Consider the following 21,715-nt stretch of genomic DNA (forward strand, 5'->3'; position numbering starts at 1 on the left):
AGATTAAATCTATTACTGGAAGAATACATTATTCAATGTTATTTAATAGAATAAAAAAATTAATAGTTTAATCCCTTGAATGTTTTACCAAATAATTATTTGGATGCATAACATTAATATCGAAGTTTTCACCAAATTTATATCCTATAATACTTCTTTTAAAATCAGCAATCATGCGACCTTATCCTGTAATTAGTAGATAATCAATGGTTTTCGTTCCATCGAAAGTCTTGGTAAAATCAATAGTTACGCGATCGTTTAACATCAGCAAGGTCGGTTATTTGTTTCCAAGTGACTTATGCTTTAACAAGTTTTTTAGTACCCGATCAATATCAGTATCATTTATTTTTACTAACGGTTTTTCAATTGTCATGTTCTCTACAATCCAATAATTTTATTTCTAGATATATTTTCGAAGTCTACTAAATACTTTAAATCTTCATCCATTTTATATTTTTATGGTATATAATTTAGTGTGCCAACAAGATTAATTTCTTTTTGAAACACAGTCGTAATAAAATTACTCTGCATGAGATTCCGTAAGATATTTTGACAGATTAAAGAATCATAGTGTTGAGCTATGATGTTTATAGGAATGTTTTCTCGACGAAATCCGTCAATATGAATTCTTTAGCAATATTTTCTAATTTTTTCATTTCTTGTTTAATTATTACGGCAGAAATGGTAAGTTTCACACGTCGTACCAAATCTTTAGTAACTTTAATATAAACTTTCATTCTACTACCTCGAAATGTTAAAGTATTTTTTTTAATTTTAAGAAACCTTAAAATATAGATTTGGGGACTAAGTATTTTACCATATTAATGGTGTTTAGTGCGTAATTTATAAAATAAAACCAATTATCCTAGTATGCACTAGTCATTCGAATATGTTCAAACATATAAAGAAAAATTATAATTATAAGGGATTGGTGAAACTAAACAGTACATAAAATCAAAATTTATTTGTCTAAATAAGTCAAAATCAAAAAAATAAATATTTATTTTTGACAAAGCTTTTCAACAAAATATATTATCTTTTTTGAAACATTAATCCAATATCTGTTATCAGATCATGCGGATGATATGTAAAAATATTATAAATTATCATCTAATCTTTCATTAGATGTGTTACATGTAGTATAATGCATGTATTGAACAAATTCGTATTTTGTGTATGCTATATATTTTTAGAAAGCTAATTTAAAATAAATACATCATTAAAATAATGATTCATTAGTATTGACTTGAAATGAATTGTAAAATTTACTATAGTTGATCGATTTCCGTTTTTTTACAGATCATAATAGACCGGATTAATTTTTAATATAAGTTGTCTCATTCCTCGCAATAATATATCTCCATATCTTTCGTTACACGTTACTAAAAAATGATTTTTTTAGTAGTATGTAGAATTCTAACTAAAATTTATTGGTTTATAATTTATCAATTAATAATATTTTGTGAATAATTTTTACCAGATTGAATTTTTATTCAAAGATTTACTGTATAAATAAAATGAAGGTTCTATCAAACGCTATCGATAAACTATTTTAGTTTATTAAACTTTGTATCCTTTTTTCATACAAGCATGTTTTGTTGATCAATAAATTTAGTTAAATATATTCCTCTAATTTTAAATTTACTGTTTTTGAAAATATTTCATTCATTTCGCATTGGAAACTGAAAAATATAATTAATCCACTCAGTACTGCATATAGTGGTGTCATTAGCATGATAAACATATCATATAAAATGAATCCAATTTAAGATTGTTGATGGCAATGTCATTCCATTAACTCTGAGTCACAACATCGTGACAACAATAAGTAGATATTCATTTTAACAGACTATATTATCTGTAAATAAGTCTCAGTAAGAAATTAGAAATTATCTTTTTGTCTATAAATAACAATAACCGTATTACTGCATATATATCTATGATACTAGAACATAATAAAAAAAAGAATGAAAATATAGTATTGGAATAAAATAGAGGATATAATTAAGTATACTTGTTTATTAAACTAATATTATTCACGTGTAGCATTAACTTAATTGCGTTCTGGTTAGCTGATTTAGATTTGATAAGTCTGTCATAATCTTTAGCGAGATACACATCTTGTTTATTTTATGCTATATAGATAGAGGAAATGAGATACGTTTCTTTGTTAAATTAATAATATTTTCATAATGGAACTACTTATAACTAACAATTTCAATCATTTTTTTATATACAGACTAATCAAAAAAATTTTTCGATTGTTTTTATGAAAACTTGCACAAAATAAAATTTTGTCTATTTAATTTTATTTTTCGTAAAATTTGCAATAGAACGCAAAATTTTTATCACACATTACGTGTTCGAGAATATACACAAGAAAACATTATAGATAACTTGTTCTTTAACAAAACAGCATACTAGCTAGATCAACAAAAGATCTGGCAAGGCAAAGTCTAAATTTATAGATATATTATATAATGTGCACGATTTATTATTGATAATAGACAATATATAAAATATATCATGCTAATGATTCTAATGATTAGGTGTATTTAAAAATAAAGCAATATAAAAAAAGCATCAGCTATATACCAACATCACATTTCTATCTTGTAATCTTATATACGTATTCTTCTATAAAAACTAAAAAATGTATAATTTCATATGTACTAAAATTGCGTTATTTAAACTTTTTTTCTTAACATTATAAGTAAAATGAAATAGCAAAAATGTAATTATAAGTTGGTTTTTTTAAGATTTACTACAAGGTAGTACGTAATACACTATACATCTCTAAATTACCAATTCAAAGTTTTAAAATAAAAATATATGCCCTGTAACAGAGAATTGTGAATATGATGATGCGTGTAACATCATCTTCCTCATTTCTGTAATAGATTAAAACTGTTCGCTTAAAAAATTTATATTATGTTTAAAAAATTACTAATTCTACTATTAATTCTAATGTTACTCTCTAGCTGTGTAGTGTCTAGAATTAATACACTCGATATTATTCCCAATATCCACTTACCGCAGTGTGCTACTTCAGCATTAGGCATTATGGTGAGCATCAATAGTGCCGATCAACGTTCAGAGAAAATATTAGCCAAATTGAACCGTGGTGGACAATGCATCGCATTAATGCCATCACGCGATGTGCGATTTTTATTACAAGAAATATTTGAAAAACAAATGTTAGCTCGTGGTTATACAGTTGGACCAAATGGTCCCATAAATTTGAATATCGTGATACATAAATTTTACTCTGATGTCAGAGAAGGAAATTTTTCTCACAGTATCACGACCTATGCAGATATTGCTATCATTGTGCAAGCGGATAATGGTCATAGAAAAATAAAACATTTCCAATCTTGTCATAACGTGAAAGGAGTATTTTATGCAACTAATAATAAAATTGCATGCGCCATGAGCGCCATTTTAAATTATGTTTTCAATGAAATATCTAATGATAGAAGTATCAGTGATTTTATCAAGCAAAATGCGTACTAACCTATTTGATTCTGATCATCCGGTATGAAATTCAGATAATATTACAACACAAAATCAGAAGTCGTTACCATACCTGACTGAACATAATTAGTACATCGTGCGTTTATATTATGTATCAGTGTCAATTAAAATATCATTTATTAAAATATATAAGAGAAGAGCAATATAAATAAAATTTAAAAGAGGTGGTATCAGCAGATACAAAAGAATACAATATTTAGCTTCACTTGAGTATATTAATAGATTGTATTGTAACTTATACGTCATTTAAATTACTCGGCACATAAACAGTTTTAACACAATTAGACCATTGTTGTAGTTTATTTATGTTAAAAAATAATTATTTTATTTTTTTATATTTAGATTTTCAAATAAAATTTGAAAAGACTTTACTACTTATTTAACAAAATTCTAACAATTATAAGAAGAGTACATTGCTATTTTATTTTTAAATAAAATTTAGAAAATATTATTAGAATAATATATATGCGTATTAGTAATATTTAGTAATTTTTAAAATCTAAGACCTAATTAATATAATATTGAATTAGTATAAATGTTATTTTTTTACATCCTATTTAAGTTGTTGTAATCTTAATGCAATGTCAATTAAATAAATTTAAGATTTATATGTAATTTAATATCTTTTTTATAATATTTATCTTATGTCTTTTATGAGGACTGTTTATTATGCACGAGATGGCAATTTTCTTAATTTTTCAATATTGTTTTCATTACTCATACATTTCCGTATTAGCACATCTTTATCTTATTTAGCTTATTAAATTTTAACAAATTTTGACACTAATCTTCAATGATTCAAAGTTCATATTTGCTTGCTTTAAATATTAAATTTAACGTTAATATTAAATGTTAAAATCCAACATTTAATTTTATCTTTTTTCAAAAAATTAATCTTACTATCTAAACTCCAGAAAAAATCATATTTTATAAACATAATGATATTTATATCTCTCGTTATATTCAATTGGAATGTATTATGAATTTATACATATTTATTATTCATTTACTAATAAATTTGGTATGGAAATACGAATCTCCGTACAGAGATAATTAGTTTTTAAAGTAAAAAACATGACACGATTAAATAATAGTTTATTATTCAAACAATAATGATATTAAAAAGACTTATTTAAATAATTAACTATAAAATCATTACATGATAAGCCATAAACATGGCTGTAATTTATTGGCTAGTTATATTTTCAATAGGCAATTTTAACAATCAAATTCAACATTAAAATAATGTCGATAAATTTAGTACATTCTTTATCTAAAAATATTAACTATGTAGTCAATTATTTTCTTTAAGTAATTATTTAATTGCTTGATATCTATCAAAAAACAATTTACGTATAAAAGATACATTCACTAATTAATAAGACAAACATATTATTTATAATTTGCAATTTTCATATAAAATGTCTATATATGTAAGGATACAAAATCCTTTAATATATTTGTTGAGGTTTCGCAATGAGACTCAAAAAATACACTAATAAAAGTTTAAAAATATTATTATTATTGACTGTGATGTCACTTAGTGCTTGCAATAATATGGTATTATTGGATCCTAAAGGGCAAATTGGACTAGAACAACGTTCATTAATATTAATTGCTCTTGGACTTATGTTAATTGTAGTAGTACCTGCTATTACTATGGCTTTGATATTTACGATCAAATATCGTGAATCCAATACTAAAGCAGCATATAGACCTAATTGGTCCCAGTCTCATTTACTAGAATGGATAGTATGGACCATTCCGATAATTATCATTATTATCTTAGCTATTTTAACTTGGAAATCAACCCACGACTTAGATCCCAGTAAGCCAATCGTTTCAAATTTTAAAAACATTAACATTGAGGTCATTGCCCTTGATTGGAAATGGCTTTTTATTTATCCTGAACAGGGTATTGCTACAATAAATGAAATTGTTTTTCCAAAAGGTATTCCAGTAAAATTTAAAATTACTTCTAATTCGGTGATGAATGCTTTTTTTATTCCTCAATTAGGTAGTCAGGTCTATGCTATGGCCGGCATGAATTCCACGCTTCATCTTATAGCTAATCAATCGGGAAAATATAAAGGTTTTTCATCGAACTTTAGTGGGCATGGTTTCTCTGGTATGAAATTTACTGCTATAGCCGTACAAGATCAGGCTATGTTTGATACATGGATCAAAAAAGTTAAGACCTCTCCAAATACGTTAGATACCATGGAAGATTATGAGAAATTAACAGTACCAAGCGAATGTCATGTAATTGAATATTTTTCCAATGTTAAATCTGGACTTTTCAAAACAGTGATTGAACGATTCATGAATAAATGAAAATGTAATGGTAATTTGAAAAATTAATAGCTAATAAAATAATGATGAACATGAATATGTATTCATGCATAGATGCCGAGGAATGAATAATGCTTGGAAAGTTAACGCTTAATGCTATTCCGTATCATGAACCAATCATTATGATAACCTTGGTTTTCATTATGTTGATTGGTTTAGGATTGATAACTACTATCACTTATTTCAATAAATGGCAATATCTTTGGCATGAATGGTTTACATCAGTAGATCATAAGAAGATTGGTATAATGTATATTATAGTATCTTTTGTAATGTTGCTTCGTGGATTTGCCGATGCTATCATGATGCGTTTTCATCAAGTCTTATCGTCCGCTAATGAAGTTGGTTTTTTACCGCCACATCATTACGATCAAGTAGTAACCGCTCACGGCGTTATTATGATTATTTTTATGGCAATGCCATTCGTGATCGGTTTGATGAATTTAGCAGTACCTTTGCAAATTGGCGCGCGTGATGTTGCATTTCCTTTTCTAAATTCTTTGAGTTTTTGGTTGTTCATGGTTGGTGTTATTCTTATTAACCTTTCTCTTGGATTAGGAGAATTTGCTCAGACAGGATGGGCAGCTTATCCGCCTTTATCAGAAAAAGAATATAGTCCTGGTGTTGGAGTTGATTATTGGATTTGGAGTATTCAAGTAGCTGGTGTTGGTACAACTTTAACCGGAGTAAATTTTTTAGCCACCATTTTACATATGCGAGCACCAGGTATGAAGATGATGTCGATGCCAGTTTTTACTTGGACGGCATTATGTACTAACGTGTTAATCATCGCTGCATTTCCAATTCTTACTGTTACCATTACGCTGTTAACTTTAGATCGTTATTTAGGAACTCATTTTTTTACCAATGAAATGGGTGGTAATGTGATGATGTATGTAAATTTATTTTGGGCTTGGGGGCATCCAGAAGTATACATTTTAGTACTACCAGTATTTGGTGTTTTTTCTGAAGTGGTTGCTACGTTTTCAAGAAAATCTTTATTTGGTTATACATCCTTGGTATGGGCAACCATCTCTATTACAATATTATCATTCTGTGTTTGGCTGCACCATTTTTTTACCATGGGATCGGGCGCTAACGTTAATGCTTTTTTTGGCATCATGACGATGATTATTGCCATTCCAACCGGAGTTAAAATATTTAACTGGTTATTTACGATTTATCGAGGACGAGTAGTATTACACTCTACAATGTTATGGACTGTAGGTTTTATTATTACCTTTTCTATAGGTGGAATGACTGGAGTATTATTAGCATTGCCTGGTGCCGATTTTGTTCTGCATAACAGTTTATTTTTGATAGCTCATTTTCATAATGTTATTATCGGTGGTGTAGTATTTGGATGTTTTGCTGGTATGACTTATTGGTTTCCAAAAGCATGTGGATTTATCTTAAACGAATCTTGGGGAAAACGTGCATTTTGGTTTTGGATTATTGGTTTTTATGTAGCCTTCATGCCATTGTATTGCCTAGGTTTTATGGGTATGACTCGTCGTTTAAGCCAGCAAATTGATTCAATATTTCATCCGCCACTAATGATAGCTTCGATAGGGGTAATATTGATTGCATTAGGTATTTTATGTCAAATTATACAACTTATAGTCAGCTTATACGATCGTAATCGTGATCTTACAGGTGATCCATGGAATGGTAGGACTTTAGAATGGATGACTACTTCCCCTCCACCAATATATAATTTTGCTGTTATTCCAGAAGTAAATAATCATCGCGATATATTTTGGCGGATGAAAGAACAAGGTATTGCTTATCATAGACCTCTAGTCTATCAACCTATTCATATTCCGAACAATACTAGTACTGGCGTGATAATTTCGGCATTCAGCTTGGTATTTAGTTTTTCTATGATTTGGTATATTTGGTGGTTGGCTATTATTGGACTTGTCGGTATCATAGCTTCCTTAATAGTACATAGTTTTAAAGAAAAAAAAGACTGTTATGTACCGATAAAAACCATTGAGCATATTGAGAATAAACATATTGCACAAATTAGCCAAATGGACGTAAACAATGTCCACTAATAAAATATTCGAAAATCATCTAAATATTATTCATACTGATACTGAACACAAACATCAACATTCAGAATCTATCAGAGTTTTTGGATTTTGGATTTATTTAATGAGCGACTGTATTTTATTTGCCGCCCTATTTTCTACCTATGCTGTATTAAGTAATGGTATAGCAGATGGACCAACAGGAAAAGAAATATTTAAACTTCCATTTATATTGATTGAAACTTTTTTTCTATTGTTCAGTAGTATTACATATAGTTTAGCAACATTAGCTATGAATCAAGCTAAACTAAATCAAGTTAATGCTTGGTTAAGTTTGACATTCTTATTTGGTTTAATTTTTGTGTGCATGGAGCTATATGAGTTTCAGTATTTAATTGTTGAAGGATATGGTCCAGATCGTAGTGCTTTTTTATCCGGATTTTTTACAATTTTAGGCACTCATGGTCTTCATGTAGCATGTGGTCTCATTTGGATTTTGGTAATGATAATTCAATTATTCTATCACGGTTTAACCATAATGAATCAAACTCGTCTGCGATGCTTGGGTTTATTTTGGCATTTTTTAGATGTAGTATGGATTTGTTTATTCACTATCGTATACTTGATTGGATTTCTATAATGAATCATACATCTATAACGCAAACTGGTGTTAGTCGACACCACAGTCAAAGATCTTATCTAATAGGTTTTATTTTTTCTATTATTCTCACAATTATTCCCTTTTTCTTAGTGATACAACAAAGTACCATAAACCACAAGATTCTTGTTGTCATTTTAGTGGTGTGTGCAACAATACAGATTTTGGTACATCTCACTTATTTTTTGCATCTCGATACATCATTTCAACAAAACTGGGACCTTATGGCTTTTTTATTTACGGTCCTAATCGTACTAATATTGGTTATCGGTTCCTTATGGATTATGTGGCATCTCCACATTAATCTCATGAGCTGCTAAAAAACATATGACAATAATGATTATGAAATATCTACAAGTAATGAAACCAGGTATTATTTTTGGCAATTTAATTTCTGTCACAGGAGGTTTTTTACTAGCCTCTAAGGGTCAAATTCATTATGATTTATTTTTTAATACATTGGCTAGTGTAACGTTAATTGTTGCCTCATCTTGTATATTCAATAACTATATTGATCGTGATATTGACCAAAAAATGCACAGAACAAAAAATAGAGCGTTAGTAAAGGGATTAGTTTCTCCAAAAGAAAGTCTAATTTATGCTACAGTTCTAGGTATTTTTGGCTTTACATTATTATGTTTAGCACTTAACTATATATCTATATGGTTAGCAGTAATTGGTTTTATCGTTTATGTCGGGATATATAGTCTATACATGAAACGAAAATCTATCTATAGTACTTTAATAGGAAGTATATCAGGTGCTGTACCGCCGGTTATTGGTTACTGTGCTGTCAGTAATCAATTTGATGCCGGTGCATTAATTTTATTTTTTATATTTAGCTTGTGGCAAATGCCACATTCTTATGCTATTGCTATTTTTCGTTTCGAAGATTATCAAATAGCATCGATTCCTATTTTACCAATAAGGCTAGGAATTTCTGTAACTAAGCACCATATTGTTTTATATATTACAGGATTTATGGTTGCAACGTTACTGTTGGTGCTGTACGGATATGTTGGATATAAATATTGCATTGTCGCTGTTACAATCAACATAATCTGGTTTAGCATGGCATTACAAGGTTATAAAACTTCTATTAATGATGTAATTTGGGCAAAAAAAATGTTCATTTTTTCAATTATCGCAATCACATCACTGAGCATCATGATGTCATTAGACTTTGTGGTACCATATGTCAATAATCAACCTAGTTATATTTGCTAGATCCTTCAATGATACTGTTACCTTATTCACATAATAACTCACTACTGTATAATAAATATTAAGGTTTAAAGAATAAAGGTTTAAAGAATAAATGCAGAAAACTAAAATGACTGGTATAGAATGGCGTGCTGTTTTTAGTTTAGGTACGGTACTTTCATTGCGTATGTTAGGAACATTGACAGTGTTACCAGTTTTAACCACTTATGGCATGGCATTGCAAGGCGCTAATGAATCACTTATCGGTTTGGCTATCGGTGTTTATGGATTAGTACAGGCATGTTTCCAAATTCCCTTTGGATTGTTTTCCGATCGTATCGGTTGTAAGCCGCTCATTATCATCGGCTTGCTTATTTTTGCATTAGGTAGTGCTATTGCAGCTTTGATTGATAGCATTTATGGAGTTATTATTGGACGTGCTTTACAAGGATCAGGCGCCATTTCCGCTTCAGTAATGGCACTATTATCAGAATTAACTCAAGAACACAATCGAACCAAAGCAATGGCTTGTATTGGCATTAGCTTTGGGGTAACATTTGCTGCTGCAATGGTCATTGGACCTATTGTCACTCACACTATTTCTCTCAAAGGATTATTTTGGATTATTACAGCACTGGCATTAATTGGAATTGGAATTATACTATTTGTAGTGCCTACTACCAGTAGGCATTCTTTAAATAAAAAATCAAATGTTGTACGTGGTAGATTTGGTAAAGTATTATTTAATATACCATTACTGAAATTAAATTTCGGTATTTTTTGCTTACATGCAATGTTAATGTCTAGTTTTGTTGCTCTACCACCCATGATGAATTATGCAGGATTGCCACCTGTAAATCAGTGGAAAGTATATTTAATCGTTACATTAATCTCTTTTGTCACCATGGTACCTTTTATTGCTTATGCTGAAATCAAACAAAAAACAAAACGTATGTTTTTAAGTTGTGTCACGTTATTGCTAATAGCTGAATTAATATTAATGACTTCAGAAGATCGGTTATGGTTAATATTTTCTGGCATGCAATTATTTTTTATAGCATTTAATGTTTTAGAAGCTTTACTACCGTCTTTAATTAGCAAAGAGTCTTCATTGGGTTATAGAGGAACAGCGATGGGGATATATTTAACCAGTCAATTTCTTGGCGTAGCTTTTGGAGGCACGATTGGAGGTTGGCTATTTCAATATTACGGAGCTTGGTTAGTATTTTTAGTATTTTCAGGAATAGCTCTAATATGGTGGCTAGTAAGCACAACATTACGTGAACCATTGCTCAGTAGTCTACATATCGCTTTACCTGACAGTTGTCTAATAGAATTAGATGAAAAATTAATAGTGTACTTAAAGTCACAACTTGGTGTAATGGAAATTTTTATGCCTGAAAAACGTATTGTTTGTATTAAAGTTAATAAAAAACAAATTAATTTAGTAGAATTTAAAAAAATCATAGATATTCTAAAATGCTCACTTCTTACGAATGATATAAATCAATCTTCTAGTAAGAATAAATTGTAGAGATTTAATAAATTACAGATTATAATAAAAATTATTTATTCATATATATGATATGCATACATGTTATTTTTTTGGTTAATATCAATTAAATTTTCTAATTTAATTTATAAAATACTTTATTTTAATATCTTTGCTACGTTGTTCTAATAAAGTGACAAAAGAATGGTCTAATTTATTTTCTGCACGTAATATAGACGATAATAAAAGTACATTCATTATATGTTCAGTTGATATGTCGTCTCATGTGTTTATTTTTACGGTTAAGTTAGATAAATTTCTCTATTTCTATATGACTTAGATTTTCTAGAAAATGTTTTCAAAAAAATTATTCCGCACTAATATAATGTCTATCTATATACGAGAAGTAAAAAAATTCATGATATATTTAGAAAATTAATGTTAGAATAAATATAAGATCAGTATAAAATTCATCTTATTTATTTTAGCAATAAAACATCTTTATTTTAGGTCTTATAGTCTGCTGTTAAAATAACAAAGTGATCAACTGTGCATTCGTATATACAAAACTAAGTTTTATCTGTGCTATATATACGATAAGTTTAAAAAGAAAATAATAAAATTAATAATTAGATTCAAAAATCATGATTCTTAATAAATATTTTTAAATAATCATTATCGGTGATAATTGAATCTTATTGATCTTATTAATATAAGACCTTATCTCTATATAGTTAAAAACTATTTCATTTTTATCTCAAAAAAATAATTTTTTATTCAATAAAAAATTTGCATTGTATTTATACAAAGAATACATCAAATATTAATGATTGAATCATATAAGAATAGGTTGATAAACTTTAATGTTTCGAAATCCTTTTTCTCGAAGATATAGTGCTTGTAACTTACTCATAATTCCACGATCACAATATAGTAAATAAGATTTACTTTGATCTAACAGGCTAAATTGGCTATATAAATTATAAAAAGGTAAGTTTTTCACCACTATATTGTTTATCATTAGAGGATGATGTTTTTGTTCATCTGGAAAACGGATATCTAGTACTACATCTCCGATGTTTAGTTTACTAGTAATCTCTATTTCAGTTAAAGATTCATTATCTTGCGTAGTCAACTTACGAATATCTAAAACTTTTATTGATAAAGCATCTAATATAGTACAATCAAATTGTTTTTCTTCTTGTTCTATACGAGTTTTGGTTGCTCGTACAGTTGGAGTTTTAGAAATCGCACCGCAATATTCTGGTATTTTTTTAGAAAATTCTTCGGTACCAATCTGTCGAGCTAGATGGATAATATCTTCTTTATCATAAGAAATAAGCGGACGACAAATTAGCATTTTTGACATGCTATCAATTAAATGTAAATTAGTTAATGTTTGGCTAGAAACTTGCCCTATGACTTCACCAGTTACTAACACTTGAATACCATACCTATTTGCAATAGTTGATGCTGTACGTACCATCATGCGTTTTAATATAATACTTTTTTGACTATCATCGATTTTATTCAAAATTTCATGCATTACCGGAGTAAAATTAATAGAAATAAAATGTACTTTATGTGAAAAACCAAAGCGACTCCATAGATGATATGCTACTTTCCGAACACTAATTTCATATTCGATACTACCAACAAGATTAAAAAAACAATAGTGTACTCGACAGCCTCGGCGCATTAACATGTAACTAGCAACACCTGAATCAAAACCACCAGAAATTAATGACAGTACATCTCCTTGAGTACCGATAGGAAAACCGCCTATTCCTTCAAAACGGCCAATTACTAATAATAATTGATGATTATCTATTTCTAGTAATATTGTCTTATCAGGACTAATTAGTTTGACATAAGTATTCTCCACATTCTGTTTTAAACCGCTACCGACGTAACGTTCTACATCTTGAGATGTAAATTCATGCTTACCCCGCCGTTTGACACGCACACAAAAACTTTTTCCAAGTAATTGAGAATGATATACCTCTAGCGCATATTGATAGATATCATGCATAGTTTTCCAGATACGTTGTTCTACCTCTAGAATATGATGGATTCCAGGTATGCGCATTAAAATTTCAATTATCTGATCGCGCTGCTGTAAGGCACTATACACCTCTATATGATCCCAATGCTGTACTATTGTAACTGATTCACTATAATACTTGAGAATATTACGAATATTTCGAGTTAGAACTTTTATAAAGTATAGTCGGACAGATCTACTTTTTATCGTGATTTCTGGAAATAATTTGATAATGAATTTCATTTTATTAATCATTATTAAGACATAATAGTAAGTTATAAAAACGTATGTATGATGATTGTTGATCATTGTATTTACTCCATTTATATAATAGCAAGGAGTATAATTATACTATTTCTAATTTGATGATTAATGACCAATAGTTTATTCTAATATAGAATTTGATCTGATATAAATAACAATATCTTCTATTGAAGATAGAGCTCACGATAGCATACTAAAAAATATACATAAATTAATAGCTTTACAATTTTTTATAAAATTTCATATAAAACAATTATCCTTTTTTTAAATCTAGTCAATTCTATTCCTTGTAATAAACGATTATAAATCGTTCATAAATATGAATAGATCCTATAAAACATCATAAAGTCCTATAGAGAATAAAAATGGATGCAATTATTAAAAATAAGCTTAAGTACCACTACTAACATTCTATAAGTTAAACAACTTGACCATGAAAGATTTTATTCGTGCATTGCAAGAAAGTCATTGGCAGGTAGATACAGTGTTGGAACGTTATCTCCGTACTCTGTCTAACCAAAAAACATCGCTTATTCAAGCTATGCGATATAGTGCACTGCAAGGCGGTAAACGACTACGGCCGTTTTTAGTATATCACACCGGACGGTTATTCGGTTTATCGCCTGAAAGTCTAAATGCTCCAGCAGCGGCGATAGAGTGTATCCATGCCTACTCACTGATTCATGATGATCTACCAGCAATGGATAACGATGTACTTCGTCGAGGTTTACCAAGCTGTCATGTCAAATTTGGAGAAATAACAGCTATCTTAGCCGGAGACGCTTTACAAACTTTAGCGTTCAGCATTTTAGCTGATGAAGATATGCCAAATGTATCTACAAAGGCTCGATTAAAAATGATCTCTGTCCTTGCTTCTGCAAGTGGAGCTAACGGTATGTGTCTTGGACAAGCACTCGATATCGAGTCAGAAGGACAACATGTATCTACTTCATATCTTGAAACAATACACAAAAATAAGACAGGTGCACTCATTCGTGCAGCAGTACGTATGGGCGTACTAGCAGCTAATAAATTTGAAGAACCAACATTGACTTATCTCGATCGTTATGCTGCTGCTATTGGGTTAGCTTTTCAAGTTCAGGATGACATCCTAGATATTATAGGTAATAGTCACATTACAGGAAAACAACAAGGTATGGACCAAGCATGGGATAAAAATACTTATCCAATGCTGCTAGGATTGAATATAGCGCGAGAGAAAGCTCAGGCATTATATCAAGAATCACTTGCATCCTTAGAATATATTTCTAAACTCGGGTATGATACCGATATACTGATTGCTTTAGCACGCTATGTTATTGAACGTGACAAGTAATTAATGTTTTTTAACATTTTAAATGCGAGTATTTAATGAATCTTGATATTAATCAATATCCGACCTTATTCTTAGCTGAAACCCCAATAGAGTTGCGTAAATTACCTCAAGATAAATTGCTAATTTTATGTGAAGAATTACGGAAATTTTTACTTAATAGTGTTAGCTTTTCAAGCGGGCATTTTGCATCTGGGTTAGGTACAATAGAATTAACAGTAGCATTACATTATGTGTATAACACTCCGTTTGACTATCTTATTTGGGATGTTGGACATCAAGCCTATCCGCATAAAATTTTGACTGGACGACGTAATAACATCCTCACTATTCGCCAGCGCAATGGATTGCATCCATTTCCATTTCGTGATGAAAGCGAGTACGATATACTGTCAGTAGGTCATTCTTCTACTTCGATCAGCGCTGGTTTAGGGATGGCAGTAGCGGCAAAACATGAAGGATTAAATCGGCGTATTGTATGTGTCATAGGTGATGGCGCTATTACTGCTGGTATGGCTTTTGAAGCAATGAATCATGCCGGAGATATTAAATATGATATTTTAGTGGTACTGAATGATAATGAGATGTCTATTTCTGAAAATGTTGGAGCATTAAACAACCATCTAGCATATCTTTTGTCTTGTAAACTTTATTCTACCTTACGTGAAGGTAGTAAAAAAGTATTATCTAGCATTCCAGCAATTAAAGAATTAATAAAACGTACTCAAGCACATATTAAAAGTATAATAATACCTAGTACGTTATTTGAAAAATTAGGTTTTAATTATATTGGGCCAATAGATGGTCATGATATTTATGGTTTGGTAAATACGTTAAAGAACATGCGTATTTCTAAAGGAGCTCAGCTATTGCATATTATCACTCAAAAAGGACGAGGTTATAAACCAGCTGAAAAAGATCCTATAACTTGGCATGCAGTACCAAAATTTGATCCTCACATTGGCACTTTACCAAAAAATTGTACTAGTTATCCTACTTATTCTTCTATTTTCGGTGATTGGTTATGTGCTACTGCTGCTCATGATGATAAATTAATGGCAATTACACCGGCAATGCGTGAAGGATCTGGCATGGTAAAATTTTCTCGCCAATATCCTCGTCAATATTTTGATGTAGCAATTGCTGAACAACACGCAGTGACATTTGCTGCTGGATTAGCAATTGGAGGCTATAAGCCTGTTGTTGCTATTTATTCTACTTTTTTGCAACGTGCTTATGACCAAGTGATCCATGACATAGCTATCCAAAATCTTCCAGTATTGTTCGCTGTTGATCGCGGTGGTATAGTAGGTGCAGATGGTCAAACTCATCAAGGTGCATTTGATCTCTCTTATCTACGATGTATTCCTAATATGGTTATTATGGCACCCAGTGATGAAAATGAATGTCGACTGATGTTATATACGGGATATCATTATCAGGGAGGACCAGTCGTGGTACGTTATCCAAGAGGAACAGGGATAGGTGCAAACTTTAGTGAATTAAAGCCCTTGCCGTTAGGGAAAGGAATAGTACGACAATGGGGAAAAAATCTGGCCATTCTTAATTTCGGTACACTGTTACCACAAGCAGCACTTGCAGCACAAGAACTGCGTGCTACTCTTGTAGATATGCGTTTTGTCAAACCTTTAGATGAAGTATTAATAAGTGAACTTACTAACACTCACCAATCATTGGTAACAATTGAAGAAAATGTCATTATGGGTGGTGCAGGAAGTGGCGTAAATGAATTTTTAATGCGCCAACGATTAAAAATTCCAGTGCTAAATATTGGATTACCAGATCGGTTTATTCCTCAAGGAGGACAAGAAGAGATTCGTTCTGATCTAGGTCTAGATAGTGTAGGTATTCTCAAGAACATTGTACGTTGGCTTACTTAAAGTGTTTTATTTTTAGGTTAGATAAAGACAATTGTTATAGATGAATAAATAAAATATCGAATATTCCTGATATCTTTCTTAATTTTTATTATAACTATAATACAGTTTTTAAGTTATCAGATTAGAAACAAATTACATATATAATGTACTATCTTATTCATTGGTGAATAAGTGATTAATGCATCATCGCTAATTTTTTACTATTATATGAATAAATGATGCATTAATCTATTTTGTAATATATTACTTACTATACTAGTAAAGTATATAAATATGAATTTTTTTCAGCTGAAAAGTGAATAAAAATTATATTTTTTGTGATTTTATCGTTTTGATAAATACCATACTTATTTTTTATTTATGCCATTTTCGATGTATTATCTATTTTTCATATAACAAAAATCATCATGGTGAGCGCGTTTACGTTCATTTTCAGTCAAATAACGTTTACGTAATCGAATTGATTTGGGTGTTACTTCTATTAACTCATCGTCATTAATAAATTCCAAAGCTTGTTCTAAAGATAACCTTATAGGTGGTATTAAGACAGTTGCTGAATCAGATCCAGATGCACGCATATTCGTTAATTTCTTTGTTGTTAAGCAATTTACTGTCAAATCATTTTTACGAGTATGGATGCCGATAATTTGACCTTCATAAACTTCAGAACCATGATCTAAAAATAAACGTCCACGATCCTGCAAATTATATAAGGCATAAGAAACAGCTTTTCCTGTACCATTAGAGATCAATACGCCATTTTGGCGTTGACCGAGATTACATGGATATACTTTCTCATAATGGCTAAAAGTGGAATACAACAAACCAGTCCCTGATGTTATAGTCATAAAATTAGTACGAAAGCCAATTAATCCGCGGCTAGGAATCATATAATTTAGTCGGATACGTCCTTTTCCATCTGGAAGTATATCATATATTTTTCCTTTACAAATACCCATAGATTCCATCACTAAACCTTGATGCACTTCTTCAATATCTAGAGTAACCAACTCAAACGGTTCTTGATTAACACCGTCTACAGTACGAAAAATTACTTTTGGTCTAGATACAGTAATCTCAAATCCTTCACGACGCATAGTTTCTATTAATATTGATAAATGAAGCGCACCACGGCCTGAAACGTGGAATGTATTTGAATCTTCAGTTTCAGTTACACATAATGACACATTATGTACTATTTCTTTTTTTAAACGTTCAAAAATTTGAAATGAAGTCACAAACATTCCTTCTTGCCCACAAAACGGTGATGTGTTCACTCCAAATGACATAGAAATGGTTGGTTCATCAACAATTAATGGTGGTAATGCTTCAATTTGTGTAGGATCACATAAAGTATCAGAAATCTGTAATTTTTCTAAACCAGTAATAGCGACAATATCGCCAGCTGTAGATAAGTTAGATGAAATACGTTTTAAGCCCATATAACAAAAAACTTGGCTAACTTTACCATTTCGGCATTGACCTTTTTTATTAATTATCACAACATGTTGATTGGGTGTGACAGAGCCTCGTTGAATACGACCGATACCAATCACACCAACATAGCTATTATGATCAAGTTGAGAAATTTTCATCTGAAATGAGCCATGGATATCGATATGTGGCGCTTTAGCATGTTGTATTATAAATTCAAATAATGGATCCATGTTTGACGTCATGTTTTCATATTCTAGACCTGCTACGCCGTTCAGTGCAGATGTGTAAATAATTGGAAAATCGAGCTGTTCGTCAGTAGCGCCTAGATTGACAAACAAATCGAATATCTGATCAATTACCCAATTAGGACGTGCGCCTAAACGATCAATTTTATTTATAACCACAATCGGGTTTAAAGCATATTCAAATGCCTTTTGGGTTACAAAACGAGTTTGGGGCATCGGCCCATCTAAAGCATCGACTAATAACAATACTGAATCAACCATAGACAGTACGCGCTCAACTTCTCCTCCAAAATCGGCATGTCCTGGAGTATCGACAATATTAATACGGTAATTATGCCAATTGATTGCAGTATGCTTAGAAAAAATAGTAATACCTCGCTCTTTTTCCAAAAAATTTGAATCCATCACACGTTCAATTTCATCATTGTAATTAGATAGTGCACCGGATTGCTGTAATAATTTATCAATTAAGGTTGTTTTACCATGATCAATATGCGCGATGATAGCGATGTTACGTATATTTTTCATTATAACTTCGCCCATAGGTTTTTTGAAAAAACATTTTTAAAAAATGTATTAATTGAGGATTTAATAAGTGGCATCATATACAGATGTGTGCTAAATTTATTAATCACTAAATATCAGTGCACACATAATATTCTATGTTTATGTGTACTCTTAGTCTATTTGATACGTATTTTACCAATTCATAGTTCAATTAACATTATGTATATAATATCAATCAATTTTAAAGAAAATTATTAAAATTTATATAAACGATGAAAAAACATTAATTCTTAGCATAAGGCTCATTATTATCTTATTTTCGATATAACCTATCCAATTCATTATACTTATATTTTTATATTTTATCCACTATTTTTTAAGATATTTATTCTAGAAATAACGTATATTATATTAATAGTTCTGAAGGTAATCATAGCAATCGAAGAATAAAATGTATTATACACATATAGTTACATCTAACATTTTTGGTGAATAGATTATAAACGTAGTATATTATCTCGTGTATATTAATCAACACGATTTAGCTACTCACAGTCTGGTTACTTTAGGTGTAAATGTTAGATTATCATATATTTTCATATCTTTGCAAAGTAATGCTCGGTCAATATTTTAATGTAAAATAATTATGATTAAATGAATGTCTATGTAATATTTACTACATTACAATAATTTAATTATCTCAGTTCTATGTAGCTCTTTTTACTATATGTATAGTATTACATTGATATCCTAATTGCTATAAATATAAAATTCATAAACTATTTTATTGTTTTTAGAATATATTACATTCTATTTGTTTAATATTACATAAATTCCAAAATTTGGCTTAGCAAATAAAATAATTTATCGATATAGGCAATAATTTCCGATGCATAAAAAATATGTATGCTGATTAAATTATATAAATATAATATTTAATTAGCATTAAAATTTTATGTAAAAATATTTTCTAATATATATTGAGTAATGTGATATTGGATAAAAGTTAAAAAATTTTTTAGTATGTTATTAACATTATATAATATATAATATTAATGAATATTAGTAGATTTTAATTTAAATATTTTATTTTAAATCCAGTATTATTGGAGACATAAAATTTATGTAAATTATTTTTTTAAATTTAAATAAAGCCAATATTTTTGGAATAAAATGTAATACTTATTACAAGCATTATAAAATAGTTTTTATTAATATTTTTAGTATAAAAATATTATTGATATAATCTATGATCGACATCATCATGTAAATAATGATGTCAATTAATATTGAACATATTATTGCTTAGATAATATAATTATTAAAAATAAAAAAATAATTTAATTATCCATTGATCACATATAAAATATGTTAATACTTCTATTTTGTCAAATTTTTTAAAAAAGATTTTTCTGATATTGAATCATAATTACATTATGCAATAATTAATCATTTATGAAATATATTTCATAAATATTTAAAAGATCTTAAATCATTTTTAAAATAAAAAAATAAAATATTTTATGATATTACCTTCTAATAGACTTGGCATAACGTATGGTAATTTATTGAAATTTAATAAAGCTAGCGTTTATTTTACATAATTTCTATAAATTGTCATTCATGTATAGATAATATAGATCATTAATTGATCATTAAGCTTTTTAATAAATATTAAAAAAATCTAATAATATATTATATTAGAATATTTCTAAATTTTAAATATATCATTTCAATACATTCACTATCCAATATTCTATATATAATTTGTAACAGTAACTGTTATAAATAGTTATTTAATTATTTTAAAGTATATAGAAAATTAATCTTCGAAAGTTAGTAAAAATAAATCTATAATTTATACGAAAAAATTAAAACGAAATATTAAATACAGCAAATTAATTATTAATTAAAGTTAAATGATTACAGGATTCTTCATAAAGATTCTACATAATAAATAAGGCCATCATATTAATAATACTTATCCTTATATATTTATTTAAAAAGAACATTTTTATGAAAAAAGTATGGTATGTATTAATTAGCATCATGTTAGCATTTAACACGGCAGCGATAAATTTTACTAAAGTACATCAGTATACTCAGATGGAAAAACAAATTACTAATGAACCTTAAGTATTAGAATTTTTTTCTTTTTACTGTGCTCACTGCTTTCTTTTCGAAGAAATTGATCATATTTCTAGTAATATAAAAAAGTACTTCCAATTGCAACAAAAATGATAAAATATCATGTTGGCCATTTTGGGTTCTATGGAGAAACAACTTACACAAGCTTAGGCAGTAGCTATGGTACTAGGAATAGAAGATAAAGTGAGCTCTCTTCTTTTTAATGGACTTCATAAAACTCAGACAATACAAACATCAGAGGATATCCGTGCAATCTTTATTAAAATTGGTATTGGTGCTGAAGAGCATGATGTAACTTGGAATAGTGTTATGGTAAAATATTTAGTGTTACAACAAGACAAAGCGGTTGTTGATTTGCAATTAATTGGCGTACCAGCCATATTTGTAAATGAGAGATACATGATAAAACAGACAGCGATATGTCGTCTAAAGATAGCTATATCAAACAGTTCGCTGATATTGTAAATTTCTTGATTACTAAAAAATAATTTTTATTATATAGTATATGCACTAACCATTATCGAAATATCCTTTTTTCAAAGAGGAAAGATAATTTGTATA

Annotated in this window: 13 protein-coding genes and 1 pseudogene; 10 read left to right on the forward strand and 4 right to left on the reverse strand. The window is 29.3% G+C overall.

Features of this window, described 5'->3' with window-relative positions:
* Nucleotides 1-456 precede the first annotated feature (456 nt).
* Both ACICP0_RS03150 and ACICP0_RS03155 read right to left on the reverse strand, forming a co-directional pair.
* Complete coding sequence (locus tag ACICP0_RS03150; RefSeq protein ID WP_395480264.1) at nucleotides 457-627, reverse strand: trigger factor; 171 nt, start codon at nucleotides 625-627, stop codon at nucleotides 457-459.
* Nucleotides 588-737, reverse strand: coding sequence for a hypothetical protein (locus tag ACICP0_RS03155; RefSeq protein WP_395479878.1), 150 nt, complete (start codon nucleotides 735-737; stop codon nucleotides 588-590). The genes ACICP0_RS03150 and ACICP0_RS03155 overlap by 40 nt, the downstream gene beginning before the upstream one ends.
* Before the next feature lie 2,194 nt (nucleotides 738-2,931).
* On the opposite strand from ACICP0_RS03155, the gene ACICP0_RS03160 reads away from it, so the two are divergent.
* From ACICP0_RS03160 to ACICP0_RS03190, 7 genes are all read left to right on the forward strand, one after another.
* On the forward strand, nucleotides 2,932-3,513 hold the full coding sequence (locus ACICP0_RS03160) for a YajG family lipoprotein (protein ID WP_395479879.1): 582 nt from the start codon (nucleotides 2,932-2,934) through the stop codon (nucleotides 3,511-3,513).
* Nucleotides 3,514-5,010: 1,497 nt separating this feature from the next.
* A complete protein-coding gene (gene cyoA, locus ACICP0_RS03165) occupies nucleotides 5,011-5,868 on the forward strand; it encodes a ubiquinol oxidase subunit II (RefSeq protein WP_395479880.1) in 858 nt (285 codons plus the stop codon).
* 89 nt (nucleotides 5,869-5,957) lie between these two features.
* Complete coding sequence (cyoB, locus tag ACICP0_RS03170; protein ID WP_395479881.1) at nucleotides 5,958-7,946, forward strand: cytochrome o ubiquinol oxidase subunit I; 1,989 nt, start codon at nucleotides 5,958-5,960, stop codon at nucleotides 7,944-7,946.
* Nucleotides 7,936-8,562 carry a cytochrome o ubiquinol oxidase subunit III gene (cyoC, locus tag ACICP0_RS03175; RefSeq protein WP_395479882.1) on the forward strand — a complete coding sequence of 209 codons (627 nt, stop codon included), beginning with the start codon at nucleotides 7,936-7,938 and terminating at the stop codon, nucleotides 8,560-8,562. Before cyoB ends, cyoC begins: the two co-directional genes overlap by 11 nt.
* Nucleotides 8,562-8,900, forward strand: a complete 339-nt coding sequence (cyoD, locus tag ACICP0_RS03180) for a cytochrome o ubiquinol oxidase subunit IV (RefSeq protein ID WP_395479883.1) — start codon at nucleotides 8,562-8,564, stop codon at nucleotides 8,898-8,900. The genes cyoC and cyoD overlap by 1 nt, the downstream gene beginning before the upstream one ends.
* A 16-nt stretch (nucleotides 8,901-8,916) precedes the next feature.
* Nucleotides 8,917-9,807: a heme o synthase gene (gene cyoE, locus ACICP0_RS03185; protein ID WP_395480265.1), complete on the forward strand. Its 891-nt coding sequence runs from the start codon at nucleotides 8,917-8,919 to the stop codon at nucleotides 9,805-9,807.
* 91 nt (nucleotides 9,808-9,898) lie between these two features.
* Nucleotides 9,899-11,317, forward strand: a complete 1,419-nt coding sequence (locus ACICP0_RS03190) for an MFS transporter (protein ID WP_395479884.1) — start codon at nucleotides 9,899-9,901, stop codon at nucleotides 11,315-11,317.
* Between the two features lie 793 nt (nucleotides 11,318-12,110).
* On the opposite strand, the gene thiI is transcribed toward ACICP0_RS03190, so the two are convergent.
* Complete coding sequence (gene thiI, locus ACICP0_RS03195; protein ID WP_395479885.1) at nucleotides 12,111-13,562, reverse strand: tRNA uracil 4-sulfurtransferase ThiI; 1,452 nt, start codon at nucleotides 13,560-13,562, stop codon at nucleotides 12,111-12,113.
* A gap of 454 nt (nucleotides 13,563-14,016) precedes the next feature.
* Here thiI and ispA point away from each other — a divergent pair, with 454 nt between their 5' ends.
* Both ispA and dxs read left to right on the forward strand, forming a co-directional pair.
* Nucleotides 14,017-14,919 (forward strand): (2E,6E)-farnesyl diphosphate synthase, encoded by a 903-nt coding sequence (ispA, locus tag ACICP0_RS03200; RefSeq protein ID WP_395479886.1) that lies wholly within the window; start codon nucleotides 14,017-14,019, stop codon nucleotides 14,917-14,919.
* A 35-nt stretch (nucleotides 14,920-14,954) separates the two neighbouring features.
* Entirely contained in the window at nucleotides 14,955-16,817 is a 1,863-nt protein-coding gene (dxs, locus tag ACICP0_RS03205; protein ID WP_395479887.1) for a 1-deoxy-D-xylulose-5-phosphate synthase, read from the forward strand.
* Nucleotides 16,818-17,194: 377 nt separating this feature from the next.
* Here the strand turns inward: dxs and typA are convergent, their stop codons facing one another.
* Nucleotides 17,195-19,030 carry a translational GTPase TypA gene (gene typA, locus ACICP0_RS03210; RefSeq protein ID WP_395480266.1) on the reverse strand — a complete coding sequence of 612 codons (1,836 nt, stop codon included), beginning with the start codon at nucleotides 19,028-19,030 and terminating at the stop codon, nucleotides 17,195-17,197.
* Between the two features lie 1,992 nt (nucleotides 19,031-21,022).
* Here typA and dsbA point away from each other — a divergent pair.
* Nucleotides 21,023-21,642, forward strand: a pseudogene (dsbA, locus tag ACICP0_RS03215) (thiol:disulfide interchange protein DsbA).
* Nucleotides 21,643-21,715 lie beyond the last annotated feature (73 nt).

This window comes from Candidatus Curculioniphilus buchneri endosymbiont of Curculio glandium (genome assembly GCF_964275155.1).
In the GTDB taxonomy this organism is placed as follows: domain Bacteria; phylum Pseudomonadota; class Gammaproteobacteria; order Enterobacterales; family Enterobacteriaceae; genus Curculioniphilus; species Curculioniphilus buchneri.

Bases quoted from the DNA above. Each gene is read 5' to 3' on its own strand.
- ACICP0_RS03155 (WP_395479878.1), bottom strand. From the start codon at position 737: ATGAAAGTTTATATTAAAGTTACTAAAGATTTGGTACGACGTGTGAAA.
- ACICP0_RS03160 (WP_395479879.1), top strand. From the start codon at position 2,932: ATGTTTAAAAAATTACTAATTCTACTATTAATTCTAATGTTACTCTCT.
- cyoA (WP_395479880.1), top strand. From the start codon at position 5,011: ATGAGACTCAAAAAATACACTAATAAAAGTTTAAAAATATTATTATTA.
- cyoB (WP_395479881.1), top strand. From the start codon at position 5,958: ATGCTTGGAAAGTTAACGCTTAATGCTATTCCGTATCATGAACCAATC.
- cyoC (WP_395479882.1), top strand. From the start codon at position 7,936: ATGTCCACTAATAAAATATTCGAAAATCATCTAAATATTATTCATACT.
- cyoD (WP_395479883.1), top strand. From the start codon at position 8,562: ATGAATCATACATCTATAACGCAAACTGGTGTTAGTCGACACCACAGT.
- cyoE (WP_395480265.1), top strand. From the start codon at position 8,917: ATGATTATGAAATATCTACAAGTAATGAAACCAGGTATTATTTTTGGC.
- ACICP0_RS03190 (WP_395479884.1), top strand. From the start codon at position 9,899: ATGCAGAAAACTAAAATGACTGGTATAGAATGGCGTGCTGTTTTTAGT.
- thiI (WP_395479885.1), bottom strand. From the start codon at position 13,562: ATGAAATTCATTATCAAATTATTTCCAGAAATCACGATAAAAAGTAGA.
- ispA (WP_395479886.1), top strand. From the start codon at position 14,017: ATGAAAGATTTTATTCGTGCATTGCAAGAAAGTCATTGGCAGGTAGAT.
- dxs (WP_395479887.1), top strand. From the start codon at position 14,955: ATGAATCTTGATATTAATCAATATCCGACCTTATTCTTAGCTGAAACC.